The sequence below is a fragment of the Capnocytophaga endodontalis genome, assembly GCF_002209445.1.
Taxonomy (GTDB): Bacteria; Bacteroidota; Bacteroidia; order Flavobacteriales; family Flavobacteriaceae; genus Capnocytophaga; species Capnocytophaga periodontitidis.
This window is the reverse complement of sequence record NZ_CP022022.1, coordinates 897652-915532: the sequence shown is the minus strand read 5'-3', so window position 1 is coordinate 915532 and position 17881 is coordinate 897652. Positions and strand designations below refer to the sequence as shown.

The following is a 17881-nucleotide window of genomic DNA, read 5'->3' as shown; positions in this document are numbered from 1 at the left end:
TATTTATAATTTTGCGGGAAATTTGTACTAATGAAAGAAACTACCGAAATTACCCTCAATAAATCACAACTCCCCTCTTGGCTGGCAACATTCAGCGCTACCCAAAAACCTCAGCATATTATCATAACACTACCCGAAGAGGAACATTGGCTCAAAAAAGACCTCAAACCGCTTGCTTCGTTTGCAAAACAGTACAGCCAGCAACAAGCAAAATCGGTGGTGGTGGTACAACGCGCTTTGGCTCTCGAAGATTTTGACCTCAGCCTGCACATCGCCCCTACCCTACAAGAAGCCTACGACCTTATTGAACTCGACGAAATAGAACGCGACTTATGGAAGTAACTATCTTAGGTTGCCACAGTGCGACCCCTCGCTCTAATGCCCGCCCCTCGGCTCAACTGCTCGAAATGCGCGGTCATCTGTTCCTCATCGATTGTGGAGAGGCTACCCAAATCGCTCTCCGCAATGCCAATGCTAAATTCTCCCGCATCAAACACATCTTCATATCTCATCTCCACGGCGACCATTTCTATGGACTTTTCGGACTTATTTCTACTTTCCAACTCCTTGGTCGTGAAGCCGAAATGCATATCTACGGACCTAAAGGTATCAAAGAAGCGGTGCTACTCGTGCTCAAACTCGGCGGGGCTTACACGCCTTTCCCTTTGTATTTTCACGAACTATCTTCTAAAAATTCTGAACTCTTATACGAAGATGATAAAGTATTAGTGCGCACTATTCCGTTGCAACACCGCGTCTATACCAATGGTTTCCTATTTCAAGAAAAAGAAGGTGAACGCCGCCTGAATATGGATGCTATCGCCCAATACCCCGAGATTGAAGTATGTGATTACCAGAATATCAAAAATGGAAAAGACATTACTTTAGAGAATGGTAAAACTATTGCCAATACCGAGCTCACTTTTGAGCCTCATCGCCCGCAAAGTTACGCCTATTGCAGCGACACTGTTTATTTAGAAGATTTAGCGACCGAAATACAAGGAACAAGAGTGATTTACCACGAATCTACTTTCTTGAAAATCAACGAAGAACTCGCTGCCAAAACAATGCACGCTACCGCCTACCAAGCAGGGCTTGTCGCCAAAAATGCTCAGGCTGAAGCGCTTATTTTAGGGCACTACTCCTCTCGTTATCCCGATGTAAATATGTTTAAACAGGAAGCGCAAGAGGTTTTTAAGAATGTTTTGTTAGCTGAAGACGGAAAAAAGTTTGTTTTTGAAAATTAGCCTTGGCACTGTTTTTGAAAGAAGCATCAAAAACTAATAATCGACAACAGCAAATGAAAACCTATTTTTTTAGCCTTTTGGCAAGTGTCTTCACTTTGGGATGCGCTAACGGAACCGCTACTAACCAACAAGTTTCAACTAACAACAAGAACCTCAACACCGAGATGGAAGAACAAAATTACTCCAATGCTAATACTACCGACATTTATTTCGCTGGAGGCTGCTTTTGGGGTACCGAACACTTTTTCAAGCAAATACGCGGAGTGCTCGCTACCGAAGTAGGTTATGCCAATGGCAACCTCTCTCAAGCTCCTTCCTACCGCCAAGTGTGCGTGGGCGATACAGGTTTTGCCGAAACGGTGAAAGTAACCTACAACCCCCAACTCATCAACCTGAACCAACTACTCGACCTCTATTTCAAAATCATCGACCCTACTTCTCTCAACAAACAGGGCAACGACCGCGGCACCCAGTACCGCACGGGTATCTACTATACAAATGAAGCTGAAAAACCTCTTATCGAGAAAGCTATTGCCATAGTGGCAAAACAATACTCCCAACCCATAGTGGTAGAGGTACTTCCGCTAAAAAACTTCTACAAAGCTGAAGAATATCACCAAGATTATTTAGACAAAAATCCGCAAGGATATTGCCATATTTCACCCGCTTTGTTTGAGTTGGCTCGCCAAGCGAACCCCGCTCCTACCGAGAAGACTTTCAAAAAAGCTTCTAAAGCCGACCTCCGCAAGCAGCTCACCCCCGAACAGTACGCTGTAACCCAAGAAAGCGCCACCGAACGTCCGTTTGCTAATGCTTATTACGATGAATTTCGTGAAGGTATTTACGTGGATATCACCACTGGTGAACCGCTTTTTGTCTCTACCGATAAGTTTGAATCGGGATGTGGATGGCCAAGTTTCTCTAAACCTATTGACAACAAGCTCATCGCTGAAAAAACAGATACTTCTCACAATATGACCCGTACCGAAGTGCGCAGCAAATTAGGCGATGCTCACTTAGGGCACGTGTTCAACGATGGGCCTAAAGATAAAGGCGGCTTGCGTTACTGCATCAATAGTGCATCGTTGCGCTTTATCCCTAAAGAAGATATGGAAAAAGAAGGTTATAGCCAATATCTTCCTTTATTAGACACTAAAAATACCCAAAACACTAAAAATAAAACTAAAACTACTAAGAAAAATAAGAAGAAATAAACACTGATGAAGAAATTTTTATCATTTATAGGACTCCTTTTTTGCGCCATAGCCTGCAAAAACGCTTCAGCTCCAGCAACAGGACAGATTATCGCTCAGCAAGAGATTACTAACCAAATCTACTTTGCTGCCAAACCTATTGTATCGGCTCACCGCGGTGGTGGCGGCGAAGGTCTCAAAGGATACCCCGAAAACTGCTTGGAAAGCATTCAGTATCTTTCTACTAAGGGAGTACACAGTTTTGAAATTGACATTTTTGAAAGTGCCGATGGCGATTTGCTTTTGATGCACGACAACAGTTTAGGTCGTACTGCAACGGGCAAAGGTGAAGTTTCGGCTATGTCTACCGCCGATTTACTCAAAGAAAATCTAAAAGATGAGTTCGGTAATGTAACTCAGTTTAAAATTCCTTATTTAAAAGATGTATTGGCGTGGTGTAAAGCCAATCACGGATACCTAATGCTCGATTTCAAAAAAGGAATTTCTTACCAAAAAGTAGTAGATTTAGTACGTGCTGAAGGTATGGAAGCCCAAGTGGTGCTCATCAGCTATAATACCGAACAAGCCAAAGCGCTCTACAAAGTGGCTCCAGAGATGTTGATTTCGGTAAGTGTGCGCAACAACGATGAGTTAGAACGCATATTGCAAACGGGTATCCCCAAAGAAAAATTGGTAGCTTTCACGGGTATCAAAGTAGCTCCTGATGCGCTCTACCAACGTTTGAACCAACTGAAAATCCCTGCTATTTTGGGTACTTTAGGAAACTTAGACAAGCGTGCAGCGACTAAAGGTGATCATCTTTACAAAGAATGGGCGCAAAAAGGTATTCAAATTTTCTCTACTGATAGACCTCTTTCCCTTTCATTTTAAACTTCGGGCAAGTACTGCCAATAACGCTTAGGCATATTCCTGAGCTGGTACTTGCTGTTCTTGCGTTCGGCTATGTTGATGTGCTGGAAATAAGTTTTCCAAAGCATTTCATAGCCGTCGGGCAGGGAGGTGGATAACTTGCCAAATTGTTTATCGGCGGGAGTAAAGGGAAAGACTTCTTCTAAATCGTAAGCAAAACCATAGGCGCGTTGCGGGTCGTAGAGCACCCACTGCTGGTCGGAAAATCTATTTTTGAAGTGAGGAACTACCAAAGCCAGCACATCGTACTCAGGAACTATTTTGGCAAAATACAAATCGCCTACCTTCTCAAAACGCACAAACTCTTTCATTCGGTGTACTTCTCTGCCTACACTTTTGGCAGCCTTGCGTATGGCAGCAATAGCTGTATTTCCATAGTTTTCAAGTACTTGTTCTTCAGGGTGTTGTATCATCAACCGGATGGCGGCTAATAGATAGTTTTCCATTCCCTCTTCTTCCGATAGGAAAGCCCTCAATACTATTGCTTTCCCTTCTTTCCCCCAACATTGTTCTATTTTGTTCAGCACGCGCTCAGCCTTAGCTGCATCGGTGTATACGGTTATTGCTTCCTCAAACAGCGAGGGAGCAAATAGGTGTTGGGCAACGATAGCAACTTCCTCATAACGGTATTCAAAAACTACAAAAACCGCTGTGAGGAAGCCTTCAAAAGTACTATCGTATACTAAAATCTTCAAAATTAAGGTGCTATTTTTAGTAAATTAGTCCTGTATTCAGCTATTTGGTGATAATTATTACTAATTGCCCATTCAAAAATCTCTTTTCGTTGGGTTTCGGTTATAGCTTTATATATTTTGTCAAATTCAGCTTCAGGAAGTAATAAAATATACTTAATGATGCGCGTATTGAAAGCAAAACGCTCACTTTTCATCAGTCCAATAAGATCAGTAGGAGTTTTGATAGCAAAATAATTGAAGTGATTTTCAATTTTAGGATCTATATCCTTATTGATAAGTTCGGCATAGTACAAGAAAAAGAAATCGCCTTGTACATTGTATTGTTTGAGAATGCGGTTCACGGTGTGCTCGTGGCTACCGGTGATTTTGATATCGTCAATAAGCAAGCAGCATTTCCGTTCAATAAAAGTGCGATCGATGTAATAAGTATCATTGGCAATGAGGTTTACGCGTTGTTCATAGCTCATATTGCCATAGTCCTGCACGTAGGTTTGATTGCGGTGTATTTTGGCAGTTACGCAAGATTTGCGGTCGTGTTGAAAAAGAAAGTAGTTCAGTTCTTTCTTAAAATAATGACACAGATAGTCGGATGCAGTAGGAATTGCGTAATACGGACTTGGCAAAAGCACAATTTCATCTTGTGCTAAAATAAAATCACTGTGTTGGGCGATAAACCCTGCAAAGAGTTCTTTGCCAAATTGTTCGGCAACAGCTGTGTCGCCAAATTTAAATCTACTGTAGGCGGCTTCGCTAAAAGTACAAGCCTCAGCACTTTCTATAGAGTGCAGACTAAAACGTTTATTCATTTAATTTAAATAAGAGTTAAGAGATAAGAAAGGCGCACAAACCTGCATTGGTAGCACCTTGTATATCGGCAATAGGGTTATCGCCTATGTGCAGCCACTGAGTTTTTTCAACGGGGCGCAAGGCGTTAGTAAGCTCATAAGCCTTTTGGAAAATCGCGGGGTTAGGTTTGGCAATTCCCTCTTCATCGGAATAGAGCTCAAACGAAAAATACGATGCTAATCCGTAGTACGCCAATACCTTATGCAAGGTCTTCCCCGTAATGAAAGCCGTATTGCTCAACAGACTTATGGTCTTCCCCTGCGATTGAATTTTGGCAAAAAGCACATCTATTTTAGGGTCTAACAACTGAGGCATATAATGCAAAAAAAGTGTTTCCTGTTCTGCAAAACACGCTTCCCAATCAATATTTTCGTCTATGGGAACATTCAACAGCGTGAGTACTCTCTCAAAAAGCACTTGCTGAGGGATATGCAGCCCCGTGCGTTCACTTTCGGCATTAGCTTGCAAATCTACCGTACGTATCGCTTTGTGCACCTCGTCTAAAGGTGCAGTAATACTAAAATAGTAGCGCAACCATCGGTCTCTTTGTTCTTTGAAAACAGGATGAGAGCGGATGAGCGTGAGCCACATATCAAATGAAAAGTGCTGGTATTTCTGTAGGTCGATAGTAGTCATTATTGGGGGAGTTCGGGCATTCGTTCGTGATAAGCCGGTGAAGAAAGTGTTTTGAGGAAAGCTACCAAGGCTTCTTTTTCCTTTCTACTGAGGTTCAGAGTCTGCAATAGGCGGTCGGTAGTAGGGAAAAGCGTATCTTTCTTTTGGTTTTCGCGAGGTTCAGGGCGTGGCATTCCTATGTTGTACATTTCCACAACACCCTCAAGATCGGGCATAAAGCCATTGTGCATATAAGGGGCAGTGCGTGCCACCTCTCTAAGCGATGGCGTTCTAAAGCTTCCCACATCTTCTTTCTTTTTAGAGTGTTTGTACTTGCCTAAATCCTCGTACATACGTCCGTAATAGGAAAGTCCCACATTGTGAAACTGGTTATCGGAGAAAAGAGGGGTATTGTGACAATTGATGCAGCGCGCTTTGGTGCGGAAAAGGTGTAAGCCTACTACCTCCTCATCGGTGAAGCGATTTTTATCACCACTGATAAAGCGGTCGAATTTGCTTTTGCCACTCACAATAGTGCGTTCGTAGGTAGCGATAGCTTGGGTAATACGCTCAATAGTTATCTTATCGTCGCCAAAAGCCTTTACAAAGTAAGGTTTGTAGCCTTTAATTTTGCGAATGCGTTTTACCGATAAATCTTGGGTAGAGTGCATTTCCACGGGGTCGGTCATAGGACCTAAGGCTTGTTCTTCTAAAGTAGTAGCCCTACCGTCCCAGAAAAAAGAAGTGTAATAGCCCGTGTTGAGAATAGTCATTGCGTTGCGCACGCCCGTACGGCGGTTATGTCCAAACGACACACTGCGACCGTCGCCCCAGCCCAATTGAGAATCGTGGCAAGAGGCGCAGGATATTTGTGTTGAACGCGATAAACGAGGGTCGAAAAAGAGCAGTTTGCCCAGCGTTTTTTTATCTTCGGAGAAAGGATTATCAGTGGGAAAAGGTATTGGAGGTAATGAGCCTATATCTTGAAAACCAGCTACAAGAGTGCTGTCTAAGGTAGGAGCTTCCCATTTTGTAGGGTCGCCAGAGCTATACATCGTTCGCAGTTGAGCGATATATTCGGGGTCGGTGAAGATATCGTCTTTATGGCGTAGTGTAAAAGCCAAAAGAGCTAAAATACCAAGTATGATAAGAGGAATTTTCTTCATAGAGAAATGTTATTTCAAAAAACTATCTCTCCAATATGGAATGCGATAACCAAAATCGGTTTTGAGTTTGGTTTTATCTAATACTGAATAAGCAGGACGTGTAACTTTACTAGGAAACTCGGCTGAAGTACAAGGTAATACCTCACAAGCATTGCCCGCTTTGGTTACTATAGCCACAGCAAAATCGTACCACGAACATACTCCCTCATTAGAAAAATGATATACTTCACGCTTACCGCGATACCAAGCATTTTCTATAGCTTGCACTATAAAATCGGCTAAATCGGCAGCATTAGTAGGCGTTCCTACTTGATCAATTACTACTTTTAGCTGGTCGCGCTCGTTGCTAAGTCGCTGAATCGTTTTTACAAAATTATTGCCAAAGTGGAGAGAATAAAGCCAAGAAGTACGGATGATAAGATACTCAATTCCACTGTTTTGAACAGCTTGCTCAGCTGCCAATTTGGTTCGACCATACACGCCGAGGGGTTGAGTAGCATCGGTTTCACGATAGGGCGTATTTTTAGTACCTCCAAACACATAATCGGTAGAGATATGGATAAGAGGCAAGTGAAATTCGCTGCACACATTTGCCAAATGAACTACAGCTGTGTGATTGATAGCTTCGGCTGTAGCAGAATCATCTTCAGCTTTATCTACATTGGTATAAGCTGCACAATTCACGATGAGGTCAATAGCGTGCTGTTGAACGAAAGCACGAATAGCTTGGGCATCTGTAATGTCCAAGCTGTCGGCATCGCTAAAATAATAATTGCTTATACGGTGTGTGTTGTTTTGTATTTCGGAACCTAACTGACCGCTGGCTCCGGTTACTAATACATTCATTATTAGTAAGCGTAGCTAAACGCATTGCTACCTACGGTTGCAGCGTACTTATTGTACATTCTGTTAGCATCACCTTTATATTTATCAGGTACACTGTTGCCAAATTTGTTGTACAAGGCTACAAATTTTTCTTTCAAATCAGGAGTAACTTCAGTGTTGAAATTTTCCATATACAAGATTTGTTCGATTAACTTTACAAATTCTTCCATAGCTTTTAACTTTTTTATTAAAATGAATTTTATTCTGTTTTGCGAGGGCAAAGATACGAAGAAAATGCAAAACAACAATGAAATAGTTATCAATTAAAATCAACACGTTATCAACATAGTTATGAACAGGAGTGATTTTACTAATTTACTAATTGGCTAATTGTCAAATTATCCCTATCTTTGCCCCCTGAATTATTAATAAAAACACAATAAAAATGGGAATTTTTGATAAACGCGAGAACTACAAACCTTTTGAATACCCAGAGGTTATGGAGTTCGTAAACGCTATGCACAAATCGTTTTGGGTGCACTCCGAAGTAGAATTTACAGCCGATATTCAGGATTTTAAATCTAATTTATCGACCATAGAACAAGAAGCCGTAAAGCGCGCCTTATTGGGGATTGCACAGGTAGAAGTATCGGTAAAAACCTTTTGGGGCGATCTTTACGACCTCTTTCCTAAACCTGAATTTAACGGTCTTGGCGCTACTTTTGCCGAGTGTGAGTTCCGCCACAGCGAAGCCTACGCTCGTTTATTAGAGGTATTGGGTTACAACAACGAGTTTGAAAACCTCCTTGAAGTGCCTATTTTCAAAGAGCGCAACAACATACTAAAAGAATACCTCGCTAAAAACCGCGAGAATGCTATGGAGCGCATCCTTTTCTTCACCCTTATTATAGAAAACGCCTCTTTGTTCAGTCAGTTTGCTACTATTTTATCATTCACACGTTTCAAAGGTTATTTGAAAAATGTAGCCAACATCATTGCTTGGACTTCTATTGATGAGCAAGTGCACGCCAATGCTGGTATTTATATTCTCAAAAAAATATTTGAAGAACGCCCCGAAATGAAAACCGTTGCCGAGCACGAAGCTACTAATTTTATCCGCAACTATATTCTTTTGGAAGACAAGATGCTCGACTGGATTTTTGAACAAGGTGAATTAGAATTCTTCAGCAAAAAAGACCTCGCTAACTATATGCGTTACCGCCTTGACGACTCGCTTACCCAACTCGGTTTAGACAAGCCTTTCAACATCAGTGGTGATGAAGCTAAACCTATGATGTGGTTTGAAGAAGAGGTATTTAGCAACGAACTCGACGATTTCTTTGCCAAACGTCCTACCGCCTATACCAAACACGACAAGAGCATCACCGAGAACGATTTGTTTTAAGGATTCAGGTATTAGGGGATAGGTGTCAGGTATCAGGAGATATTGAAAAATCTATTTCTCTTATTCAAGAAATTGGAAAAATGATTAACTCTTTGCAAAAACATCTAATCCTTAAACTCTAAACCCTATTCCCTATCCCCTATCCCCTAACATCTATGATAAAACGCTGTATACAATTAGCTTATAATGGACTTGGCACTACATATCCTAATCCTCTGGTAGGTTGTGTGATAGTGCACGAAGGGAAAATCATCGGTGAGGGCTGGCACCAAAAAGCAGGTGAGCCTCACGCCGAAGTGCGTGCTATTGCCTCAGTGAAAGACAAGTCGCTACTGTCTGAAAGTACGCTCTATGTGAGTTTAGAGCCTTGCAGTCATTATGGCAAAACACCCCCTTGCGCCGATTTGATTATCGCACACTGCATTCCCCGCGTGGTGATTGGCACGATCGACCCCTTTGCTAAAGTCGCTGGTCGTGGTATTGAAAAACTGCGGACTGCGGGCTGTGAAGTAACAGTGGGGGTAATGGAAAAAGAATGTAGGGAACTCAACAAACGCTTTTTTACCTTTCACGAGAAAAAACGCCCTTATATCTTCCTCAAATGGGCAGAAACTGCCGATGGCTTTATCGCTCCTGCTCTCAAAGATACGCTTGCTCCTGTGTGGATTACCGATGCTTATACACGCCAAGAAGTACACAAAATGCGCAGTGAAGAACAAGCTATATTAGTAGGCGTAGGCACTGTATTAGCCGACAATCCTTCGCTCGACACCCGCGATTGGTATGGCAAAAATCCGCTACGGGTAATTATCGACCCTCACTTGCGCTCTCCTAAAGAGTTTAAAGTGTGGAACGACCAACAGCCAACGCTTTTCATAACTAACAAGGAAAAAGTAAGTAATAAAAGTTATGGGCTACAAACAGAAGTAATAGGCATCGACCTCAGCCGCAACGTACCTCAACAAATCTGTGACCTGCTCTACCAGCGCAATATCCAAAGCCTTATAGTAGAGGGAGGTGCATACACCCTGCAACAATTTATCAATGCAGGTTTATACGACGAAATGCGTATCTACAAAAGCGAAGTGAGTTTCGGCGAAGGTGTGAAAGCCCCACAAATCAGCTAATTTACAAATTATTACTATCTTTGCACTACTTATTTATCAATTATACAATGGAAAATAACAGACAAAAGAAAATAGCAGGCATTATTCAAGAAGAATTAGCCAAAGTGTTGCAGCAATCCATACGCGATGCAGGGCAACAAAACTTACTCGTTTCGGTAACTAAAGTAAATGTAACCGTAGATTTATCGGTAGCTAAAGTATACCTCAGCGTATTCCCAGAGGCAAAGGCTGCCGAGGTGCTCAAGGGGGTAACTTCTAATGCTCCTCTCATCAAACACGAACTCTCACAAATCACCAAAAACCAGTTCCGCCGTATGCCGGAATTATTCTTCTATATAGATGACTCATTGCAATACATCGAGGGCATTGAACAATCACTCAAAGAAGAAGAAAACCCTATTGAGAACAGAGCTTTGCTCTACAAGAGAAAAATGACATAATTCTTAGGGGGTAGTTATGAGGGATGAATTGCAACAACTCATTGAAAGGTTTGTAGGGAAAGAACCTTTTTCTTCACAAACTGCCCTTAATAAAGAGCTGCATATTGAGGGTGATGATGCTGAGGATTTGTTGGTCGCATTCAGTGAGGCTTTTGAGGTAGACATCAGCAACTTCCCTTTTGATGATTATTTTTATAGTGAATCAAAGGTTCCATACCTTTGGTTTATAAAGTTTTTGGGCTTAGGAAAGGAAAAGAAGCCTTTTTACATATATCAGTTAGAAACAGCTATTAAAATCAAGAGATTACTATGAGAACACTTCTATTTTGCTTATTTTTAGTGCCTTTTACTGTTTTCGGACAGAAAATGAGAACTGATCTTCAAGAAGAAAATTTAAAAGGAAAGGTAAAAACAACAGTTACTACCTACTATGAGGTTATTTATAAAAATGGAAAAGTAGTGCCTGATAACAATTCTAAAGACAATTCCTCAAAAGAAGCTTTCTACAACAAAGATGGTAACCTACTGACTTTTAAAGAAATAGCTAATATTATTTCTTTAGAAAAATACCTCTACGACGAAAAAGGTAGGAAATTAAAAAAACTAAAGTCTAATAATGGTGGAAAGTTAGAGCTCGCTTCCGAGTATAGTTATACACAAGGGAAATATATTGAAAAAATATATTTGGGAGACCTCTGTTGTATTGATACTTACAAATACAACGCACAAGGAGACCCTATCGAGAAAAAATCTATAGGAGTGGGGGAATGCAAGCAGGATATCGATTATAGCGTTAGTCTGAAATACGACTCTTCAAGAAGATTGATTGTCGCTAATTTATCAGGAGGACAGCGGATTACTAAATACACTTATAACAAAGAGGGCCATTTAGAAAAAGAAATACTCTATGAAGATGGTGATTTGATAGAGACCACACAATACCAATACATTTCTTTTGACACACATAAGAATTGGACAAAGCGCATTATATATTTAACTGACTATGAAGGAATAAAAAAACCTTTTAGAATAGAGACTCGTGTATTGACATATTATGAATAATATGCTTTTAGAACGCTTATTACAAGAACAAACATCTCAATTGAAGGGCGGTATCTACCACCGCACTCAAATAGATTTTTGCTATAATTCTAATCACATAGAAGGTAGCCAACTCACTCGCGAACAAACGCGTTATATCTTTGAAACTAATACTATTGGCATTGCCCAGCAAGCTGTAAATGTAGACGACATCGTAGAGGCTATCAACCATTTTAGAGCTTTTGATATAATGCTACACTCAGCTACTGAACCTCTCTCTCAAGCAATGATCAAATCATTTCACAGCATTCTTAAAGCAGGCACTTCCGATAGTAGAAAAGATTGGTTTGCAGTAGGTGATTATAAAAAACTACCTAACGAAGTAGGGAGCAATGCCACTACACTACCTGAAAATGTAGAAAAAGAAATGACGCTCCTACTAAGCAATTATCACCAAAAACCAACGAAAACTTTTCGTGATTTGATAGATTTTCATTGGCAATTTGAAAATATTCACCCCTTTCAAGACGGCAACGGACGTGTAGGGCGATTACTCCTCTTCAAAGAATGCTTAGCCAACAATATAACCCCTTTTATCATTACTGAAAATCTGCGTTTGTTCTACTATCGCGGTTTGCAAAATTGGCAACAAATAGAAGGTTATTTACTCGATACTTGCCTCACAGCACAAGATGAGTACAAAGCAGTAATGGAATATTTCAGAGTTTAATTAATTACCTAAACTAAAAATGGAAATACAAAAAGGAGAAATCATACTTTATCAGCGTGAAGATGGTTCAGCCCAACTCAATGTAAGGGTTGAAGGGGATACAGTATGGCTCACGCAACAGCTGATGGCAGAGCTTTTTAATACTACCAAACAAAACATCAGTTTACATATTCAAAATATATATGAAGAAGGAGAACTTTCACCAGAAGCAACTGTCAAGAAATTCTTGACAGTTCAAAAAGAAGGTATCCGAGATGTTAGACGACAATTGGATTATTATAATTTGGATATGATTATTTCAGTTGGCTATCGCATAAAAAGTATTATAGCTACTAAATTTCGTATTTGGGCAACACAACGACTAAAAGAATACATTGTAAAAGGCTTTACAATGGACGATGAGCGCCTCAAAGGCAACGGAGGAGGTGATTATTGGAAAGAACTACTCAATAGAATTCGCGATATTCGTTCAAGTGAAAAAGCTCTATACCGCCAAGTACTCGATTTGTATGCTACCAGCAGAGATTATGACCCTAAAAGTGAAACAACCCTCACTTTCTTCAAAATAGTACAAAACAAACTACATTACGCTAGCAGTCAGCAAACATCAGCTGAACTTATTTATCACAGAGCTGATAGCACCAAAGACTTTATGGGACTCACTACTTTCAAAGGCGCTTTACCCACCTTAAATGAAGCTAAAATCGCTAAAAACTATCTTACCGAAGAAGAATTATTTCGCTTAAACCGTCTTGTTTCAGCTTTTTTTGACTTAGCAGAACTCAAAGCTCAAACACAAAGCCCTATGTATATGCAGGATTGGATTGAAGAACTAGATAAATTTTCAGCCAATTATGGCAAAGGTGTATTACAAGGCGCAGGAAGTATTAGTCACGACGAAGCCGAGAAAAAAGCAATTCAAGAATACCGTGCTTATGAAGCCAGAACTCTTTCTCCTATTGAGGAATCATACTTAGAGAGTTTAAAAGTATTAGAGAAAAACACAGCTAAATTATTAAAACACAAAAAATAAAATGATACATATAAAGAACAAACGTCGCTTAAATATAATATGGTTTACACGTATAACCATAATCCTCTCTATAGCGGCTTTTATAACCCTTTTTGTATTCATTGCACTGAAAGACAATCCTCAAGTAGATGAAGAATTCTACGCTCACTCTGATAAATATAATTTAGAACACTCCGATTTCTACAAGTATCAAGGAAAAATATACACTTTAGTAATAGGAAAAGGCTACCTCCCTCTTCCAGAAGCTGATGTAAGTACTTTTCAAGTCTTTGCAGGAAACTTACATATACCACAAATAGGGTGGGACAAATCGCACGTTTTCTTCACCAATAAAATTGTCCCCCTACAACAACCTTTTAGAGCTATTGGCAACGACCTCTTCACCGACGAAAAAGATACTTACTATTGCCCCCCATATCCCGAATTTGAGAATGGCTACTCCTCTCAACCTATGAAAAAAGTAGGCAAAACCGGACAGCATTTTTCGGCTTCAACCACTTCCGCTTACTTATCTACTGATGGCACTCATTTTTATTACCAAGGTGAAAAGATTGAAGGCGCTAAAGATACTCTCTTTCCCATTTTAGACCTAAGAGAGCGCAATGACCGCTCTTATAGAAAAAGCTATTCACCTTACTTCTCCGACGGCAAACAAGTATTCTATGAAACCCAATTATTAGACGAAACTTTTAGCGACGACCTTGTAGCTGAAGGATTCTCTAATCGTGGAAATTATGATTATCTTTACCATCTCAACGGAGGTAAAGTATTTATTGGCAAGACAGCTTTCCTGCCAAGTGAAGCTCCCTATCAATTGCTTATAGACAACCACAATTATAGCAACCATCTATTTTTTGTAAACAAACAAGGAGTTTATTACTACGATACAATGGCTGAAAAAGTCAAAAAAGTAATAAACAACAACCCTTTTGAAGGTTGCAAAGAAATAGAAAAAGGGATTTTTTCTAACGGAAAGAAAACATTGTTTTTCTTATGTAAAGAATCGCGGTCTAGAAAAAGAGGCTCTATATCTTATAGTACCCAAATATGTTCTTTAAAAAGTAATCTCTCCCCTTCAGAAATCAAAAATAAAATAAAAAACAAAGACCTCAATAAGAAGGAGTATGAAGTTTTAGGGGAGGCAAAAACCTATACAAAATCACTTTGGGAACGCTACCTACTTTTGTGGGTTATTATTGTATCTTCCATTTTTGCTTATATTACCCACCGCATATTCAAATACTACAACATCACCATAGACCCTTTTATATTAGAAGAAAAACATTTGAGAATTAACAATTTAATAGGAAAACGATACCTCATTAGCGATATTCGAAAAGTAGTCTTTGAAGTCGACAAGAAAAAAGTAGCAGGACAGATGCATATTGTAAGCAAGAAGGAAGGCACTTCACGCGATTATCTCATCAGCACAAGAAGTTTGGTAGAAAGAGAAAATGCCCTTATTGAAAAAATTAAAGATTTACAACAGTTATTAGAAAGTAGAAATATCAAGACTGAATGCAATCAAAATAGCTAATTTGCCAATTTGCTGATTATTTACTATTTTTGCCCTTAAAAAGGATTAAGCAAGTTTTAGGGTGAAATAAGCAAGGTTAATATATTCTTATAACTCATTGAAATACAGCACCGAAATAGCAATAAGCAAGTTTTAGGGCTAAATAAGCAAGTTTTTATATCATTTAAGCAAGCAAAAAAATAATGAATAAACCTATATCAAAGTTTAATAGTATTCTCACAAAAGAATACTTAGAAAATCAACCTGAGAATCAATATTTTGAACGGAAAGGTTTAGGCGAAAAAGATATTAAACCTACCAAAATAGCCGAAGAGTTGATAGGAATGCTAAATGCCGATGGAGGTGTGTTGGCTTTTGGCGTGAGTGATAAAGGGGAAATACAAGACCTCAATACCATTGCTGATAAGCTAAGTGAGTACCGAAAGATTGTATTCGACTTTATAACACCTCCTTGTAATATTGAACTTGAAGAGGTTTATATCGATAAAAATTTAGTCTTTCTATTTCACGTTGAACAAGATATAGAACGTATTTATTGTAGAAAAGACAACGAAAAGGTTTTTCTACGTGTTGCTGATAGCAATAGAGAATTGGATAGAGAGCAGATAAAACGACTTGAGTACGATAAAAATATCCGATTATTTGAAGATGAAATAGTAGCCGATTTTGATTCCAATGATTTAGATCAAGAGTTATTAGCTGCTTATAAAGAGAAAGTAAACTTTACTTCTGGCAACATATTCGAATTGCTTTACAAGCGGAACTTATTAAGTAAAAAAGAGGGTAATTATCAGTTTAAAAAGTCGGCTGTATTGTTGTTTTCTAAATATCCTGAGCGTTATATACCTTCTGCAACAGTACGTTATGTGCGTTATGAAGGGATAGATGCTAAAGTAGGTAGTGAGCACAATGTGGTAAAAGATCAGCGCTTTGAAAACAATATACCAAGACTTATTGATATGCTTACTTATTTTTTGCGAACTTCATTAAAAGACTACTATTTTTTAGACATCAGTATTGGAAAGTTTAAAAAAGTACCTGAATACCCCGAAGAAGCTTGGCTTGAAGGGGTGGTGAACGCTCTTTGCCATCGTTCCTATAATGTACAAGGCAATGAAATTTATATCAAACATTTTGACGACCGACTTGAGATTAGCAATAGTGGTCCTCTTCCTGCACAAGTTACCATTGAAAATATAAAAACAGAACGTTTTGCTCGAAACCCACGTATTGCAAGAGTATTAGAAGATTTAGGCTACGTTAGACAACTGAATGAAGGTGTTTCGCGCATCTATCAGTCAATGGAAAAGTCCTTACTTGCTCAACCCGAATACAGAGAGCAAAATAATAATGTATATTTAACCTTACGTAACCGTGCTAGTACTCACGAAAAAACTATTTCAAAAGTACTGATGACTACTATTGAAGAAAATTGGGAAAAATACAACGATTCTCAAAAGGCTATTCTACTTTATTTATTTAGGAAAGGAACTGCAATACTCTCTGAATTAGTAGCACATACAAAAATTAATCAGAACTCTATACGTGCTTATTTAAATACTTTTATCAAACAAAATATTCTTGAAAAACACACTGAAAAACAACGTGATTTGAATGCTAAATACACCTTTAAAAAAGATTAAGCAAGTTTTAGGGTGAAATAAGCAAGGTTAATATATTCTTATAACTCATTGAAATACAGCACCGAAATAGTAATAAGCAAGTTTTAGGGCTAAATAAGCAAGTTTTTATATCATTTAAGCAATGTCTCCCATTCTCTACATAGCAAGGCGCTATATGTTCGCCAAAAGTTCACAGAACGTTATCAACATTATCAATAGGGTTACTGCCTTTGTAGTGGTGCTGGGAGGTGCTGCCCTCTTTATCGTGCTCGCAGGATTTGCCGGACTCAAAGAATTTACCCTCTCTTTCACCTCTACCTTCGACCCCGACCTGAAAATATTCCCAAAAACAGGCAAATACCTATCGATTACCAAACAAGACACTCTAAACTTACGCCAACTCTCCTCGGTTGCTCACTTCACTAAAGTATTAGAAGAACAGGTTTTCCTCACTCATAACCAAAAGAACCATATCGCCTATATCAAAGGGGTAGATACTGAGTATCCATTGGTAAATGCAGTGGATAGTATCCTCGTATTAGGCAACTGGGATCTCACTCCCCCCAGTGTAATTGTAGGAGGCACCATCTTCAATAACTTAGGCTTGAACCTCGCCGATGGCTCTTCTCCCTTGCAAATAGTCGTCCCCAAAGCTGGTAAAGGTAGTATCCTAAACGACCCTATGCCTTACCGACAAGCCTTTTCGGTAGTGCAAGGCATCTATCAACTTACAGAAGATTTAGATAAGAAATACGTATTTTCGTCCTTAGATGAGGCGCAGTTTTTGTTGGGAGCAAACAAAAATCAAGTATCGGCTATAGAAGTGAAATTAGCCCCTAATGCCAATGAAAAAGAAGTAATTACGCAGCTCACACAGCTCTTTCACGAGCCCATAATTGTAAAAACCCGCGTACAACTAAACGATGCGCTTTACCGTATGCTCAACACCGAAAATATAGCGGTATATCTCATCTTTATTTTGGTGCTTATCATTGCTCTTTTCAATCTTGTAGGGGCAATTATTATGATGATTTTGGATAAAAAGGATGATTTACAAACACTCTATGCCCTCGGAATGAACGAAAAACAAATGCGACAGATATTCTTCTGGCAAGGCACTATGGCATCGGTATTAGGTGCCGTATTAGGGATTGTATTAGGAGCGACAATTGTATTGCTACAACAACATTTTGAGTTTGTGAAGATAAGTCCTACCCTCCCCTACCCCGTTGCTATTACAGCGCTAAATATAGTAATTGTTTTTGCAACAATAGTAATATTAGGTGTTTTAGCTTCGTTAGTAGCCTCATCACGCGTACGTATGAAATAAAACATTAAAAAAAATATATTATGACAAAGAAAACATTATTCGGATTGCTCTATGCAATAGTAGGAGTTGGTTACATAACAGCCATATTACGCAATTTAG

Annotated in this window: 20 protein-coding genes; 14 read left to right on the top strand and 6 right to left on the bottom strand. The window is 39.3% G+C overall.

Translation table 11 applies throughout. From position 1 onward, the window contains the following. The first annotated feature begins 30 nt into the window (after positions 1–30). From CBG49_RS04315 to CBG49_RS04300, 4 genes are all read left to right on the top strand, one after another. Positions 31–342: a hypothetical protein gene (locus CBG49_RS04315; protein ID WP_088593524.1), complete on the top strand. Its 312-nt coding sequence runs from the start codon at positions 31–33 to the stop codon at positions 340–342. Then, positions 333–1247, top strand: a complete 915-nt coding sequence (locus tag CBG49_RS04310; RefSeq protein ID WP_088593523.1) for a ribonuclease Z — start codon at positions 333–335, stop codon at positions 1245–1247. Before CBG49_RS04315 ends, CBG49_RS04310 begins: the two co-directional genes overlap by 10 nt. Positions 1248–1411: 164 nt before the next feature. After that, positions 1412–2461, top strand: coding sequence for a peptide-methionine (R)-S-oxide reductase MsrB (msrB, locus tag CBG49_RS04305; RefSeq protein WP_418219532.1), 1050 nt, complete (start codon positions 1412–1414; stop codon positions 2459–2461). 6 nt (positions 2462–2467) lie between these two features. Continuing rightward, positions 2468–3331, top strand: a complete 864-nt coding sequence (locus CBG49_RS04300) for a glycerophosphodiester phosphodiesterase family protein (protein WP_088593521.1) — start codon at positions 2468–2470, stop codon at positions 3329–3331. On the opposite strand, the gene CBG49_RS04295 is transcribed toward CBG49_RS04300, so the two are convergent. From CBG49_RS04295 to CBG49_RS04270, 6 genes are read right to left on the bottom strand one after another with little or no spacing between them, the layout of a single operon-like run. Next, positions 3328–4065: a TIGR03915 family putative DNA repair protein gene (locus CBG49_RS04295; RefSeq protein ID WP_088593520.1), complete on the bottom strand. Its 738-nt coding sequence runs from the start codon at positions 4063–4065 to the stop codon at positions 3328–3330. The two genes, CBG49_RS04300 and CBG49_RS04295, sit on opposite strands and share 4 nt — an antisense overlap. Positions 4066–4067: 2 nt before the next feature. Beyond that, positions 4068–4871, bottom strand: a complete 804-nt coding sequence (locus CBG49_RS04290) for a phosphoribosyltransferase family protein (RefSeq protein ID WP_088593519.1) — start codon at positions 4869–4871, stop codon at positions 4068–4070. Between the two features lie 16 nt (positions 4872–4887). Continuing rightward, the gene (locus CBG49_RS04285; RefSeq protein WP_088593518.1) at positions 4888–5547 is read right to left on the bottom strand and encodes an HAD family hydrolase; all 660 of its coding nucleotides are present in this window, start codon (positions 5545–5547) and stop codon (positions 4888–4890) included. Next, on the bottom strand, positions 5547–6692 hold the full coding sequence (locus CBG49_RS04280; protein ID WP_088593517.1) for a cytochrome-c peroxidase: 1146 nt from the start codon (positions 6690–6692) through the stop codon (positions 5547–5549). Before CBG49_RS04280 ends, CBG49_RS04285 begins: the two co-directional genes overlap by 1 nt. A gap of 9 nt (positions 6693–6701) precedes the next feature. Next, the gene (gene rfbD / locus CBG49_RS04275; RefSeq protein WP_088593516.1) at positions 6702–7538 is read right to left on the bottom strand and encodes a dTDP-4-dehydrorhamnose reductase; all 837 of its coding nucleotides are present in this window, start codon (positions 7536–7538) and stop codon (positions 6702–6704) included. A 2-nt stretch (positions 7539–7540) separates the two neighbouring features. Further along, on the bottom strand, positions 7541–7747 hold the full coding sequence (locus tag CBG49_RS04270; protein ID WP_034555269.1) for a hypothetical protein: 207 nt from the start codon (positions 7745–7747) through the stop codon (positions 7541–7543). A 215-nt stretch (positions 7748–7962) separates the two neighbouring features. On the opposite strand from CBG49_RS04270, the gene CBG49_RS04265 reads away from it, so the two are divergent. The 10 genes from CBG49_RS04265 to CBG49_RS04220 all read left to right on the top strand — a co-directional run bounded on the left by CBG49_RS04265 (position 7963) and on the right by CBG49_RS04220 (position 17782). Beyond that, a complete protein-coding gene (locus CBG49_RS04265) occupies positions 7963–8922 on the top strand; it encodes a ribonucleotide-diphosphate reductase subunit beta (protein ID WP_088593515.1) in 960 nt (319 codons plus the stop codon). A gap of 155 nt (positions 8923–9077) precedes the next feature. Continuing rightward, positions 9078–10049 (top strand): bifunctional diaminohydroxyphosphoribosylaminopyrimidine deaminase/5-amino-6-(5-phosphoribosylamino)uracil reductase RibD, encoded by a 972-nt coding sequence (ribD, locus tag CBG49_RS04260; RefSeq protein WP_088593514.1) that lies wholly within the window; start codon positions 9078–9080, stop codon positions 10047–10049. 47 nt (positions 10050–10096) lie between these two features. Continuing rightward, entirely contained in the window at positions 10097–10489 is a 393-nt protein-coding gene (rbfA, locus tag CBG49_RS04255; protein ID WP_009412549.1) for a 30S ribosome-binding factor RbfA, read from the top strand. A gap of 16 nt (positions 10490–10505) precedes the next feature. Beyond that, positions 10506–10802, top strand: a complete 297-nt coding sequence (locus CBG49_RS04250) for a DUF1493 family protein (RefSeq protein WP_088593513.1) — start codon at positions 10506–10508, stop codon at positions 10800–10802. Further along, positions 10799–11551, top strand: a complete 753-nt coding sequence (locus tag CBG49_RS04245; protein ID WP_088593512.1) for a hypothetical protein — start codon at positions 10799–10801, stop codon at positions 11549–11551. Before CBG49_RS04250 ends, CBG49_RS04245 begins: the two co-directional genes overlap by 4 nt. Next, on the top strand, positions 11544–12260 hold the full coding sequence (locus CBG49_RS04240) for a Fic family protein (protein ID WP_227002952.1): 717 nt from the start codon (positions 11544–11546) through the stop codon (positions 12258–12260). The genes CBG49_RS04245 and CBG49_RS04240 overlap by 8 nt, the downstream gene beginning before the upstream one ends. A 19-nt stretch (positions 12261–12279) precedes the next feature. After that, the gene (locus CBG49_RS04235; RefSeq protein ID WP_088593511.1) at positions 12280–13293 is read left to right on the top strand and encodes a virulence RhuM family protein; all 1014 of its coding nucleotides are present in this window, start codon (positions 12280–12282) and stop codon (positions 13291–13293) included. Position 13294: 1 nt separating this feature from the next. Beyond that, positions 13295–14830 carry a DKNYY domain-containing protein gene (locus CBG49_RS04230; RefSeq protein WP_088593510.1) on the top strand — a complete coding sequence of 512 codons (1536 nt, stop codon included), beginning with the start codon at positions 13295–13297 and terminating at the stop codon, positions 14828–14830. 182 nt (positions 14831–15012) lie between these two features. Next, a complete protein-coding gene (locus tag CBG49_RS04225; RefSeq protein WP_088593509.1) occupies positions 15013–16473 on the top strand; it encodes an ATP-binding protein in 1461 nt (486 codons plus the stop codon). 154 nt (positions 16474–16627) lie between these two features. Further along, positions 16628–17782: an ABC transporter permease gene (locus tag CBG49_RS04220; RefSeq protein WP_088595259.1), complete on the top strand. Its 1155-nt coding sequence runs from the start codon at positions 16628–16630 to the stop codon at positions 17780–17782. Positions 17783–17881 lie beyond the last annotated feature (99 nt).

Bases quoted from the DNA above. Each gene is read 5' to 3' on its own strand.
- CBG49_RS04315 (WP_088593524.1), top strand. From the start codon at position 31: ATGAAAGAAACTACCGAAATTACCCTCAATAAATCACAACTCCCCTCT.
- CBG49_RS04310 (WP_088593523.1), top strand. From the start codon at position 333: ATGGAAGTAACTATCTTAGGTTGCCACAGTGCGACCCCTCGCTCTAAT.
- msrB (WP_418219532.1), top strand. From the start codon at position 1,412: ATGGAAGAACAAAATTACTCCAATGCTAATACTACCGACATTTATTTC.
- CBG49_RS04300 (WP_088593521.1), top strand. From the start codon at position 2,468: ATGAAGAAATTTTTATCATTTATAGGACTCCTTTTTTGCGCCATAGCC.
- CBG49_RS04290 (WP_088593519.1), bottom strand. From the start codon at position 4,871: ATGAATAAACGTTTTAGTCTGCACTCTATAGAAAGTGCTGAGGCTTGT.
- CBG49_RS04285 (WP_088593518.1), bottom strand. From the start codon at position 5,547: ATGACTACTATCGACCTACAGAAATACCAGCACTTTTCATTTGATATG.
- CBG49_RS04280 (WP_088593517.1), bottom strand. From the start codon at position 6,692: ATGAAGAAAATTCCTCTTATCATACTTGGTATTTTAGCTCTTTTGGCT.
- rfbD (WP_088593516.1), bottom strand. From the start codon at position 7,538: ATGAATGTATTAGTAACCGGAGCCAGCGGTCAGTTAGGTTCCGAAATA.
- CBG49_RS04270 (WP_034555269.1), bottom strand. From the start codon at position 7,747: ATGGAAGAATTTGTAAAGTTAATCGAACAAATCTTGTATATGGAAAAT.
- CBG49_RS04265 (WP_088593515.1), top strand. From the start codon at position 7,963: ATGGGAATTTTTGATAAACGCGAGAACTACAAACCTTTTGAATACCCA.
- ribD (WP_088593514.1), top strand. From the start codon at position 9,078: ATGATAAAACGCTGTATACAATTAGCTTATAATGGACTTGGCACTACA.
- rbfA (WP_009412549.1), top strand. From the start codon at position 10,097: ATGGAAAATAACAGACAAAAGAAAATAGCAGGCATTATTCAAGAAGAA.
- CBG49_RS04250 (WP_088593513.1), top strand. From the start codon at position 10,506: ATGAGGGATGAATTGCAACAACTCATTGAAAGGTTTGTAGGGAAAGAA.
- CBG49_RS04245 (WP_088593512.1), top strand. From the start codon at position 10,799: ATGAGAACACTTCTATTTTGCTTATTTTTAGTGCCTTTTACTGTTTTC.
- CBG49_RS04240 (WP_227002952.1), top strand. From the start codon at position 11,544: ATGAATAATATGCTTTTAGAACGCTTATTACAAGAACAAACATCTCAA.
- CBG49_RS04235 (WP_088593511.1), top strand. From the start codon at position 12,280: ATGGAAATACAAAAAGGAGAAATCATACTTTATCAGCGTGAAGATGGT.
- CBG49_RS04230 (WP_088593510.1), top strand. From the start codon at position 13,295: ATGATACATATAAAGAACAAACGTCGCTTAAATATAATATGGTTTACA.
- CBG49_RS04225 (WP_088593509.1), top strand. From the start codon at position 15,013: ATGAATAAACCTATATCAAAGTTTAATAGTATTCTCACAAAAGAATAC.
- CBG49_RS04220 (WP_088595259.1), top strand. From the start codon at position 16,628: ATGTTCGCCAAAAGTTCACAGAACGTTATCAACATTATCAATAGGGTT.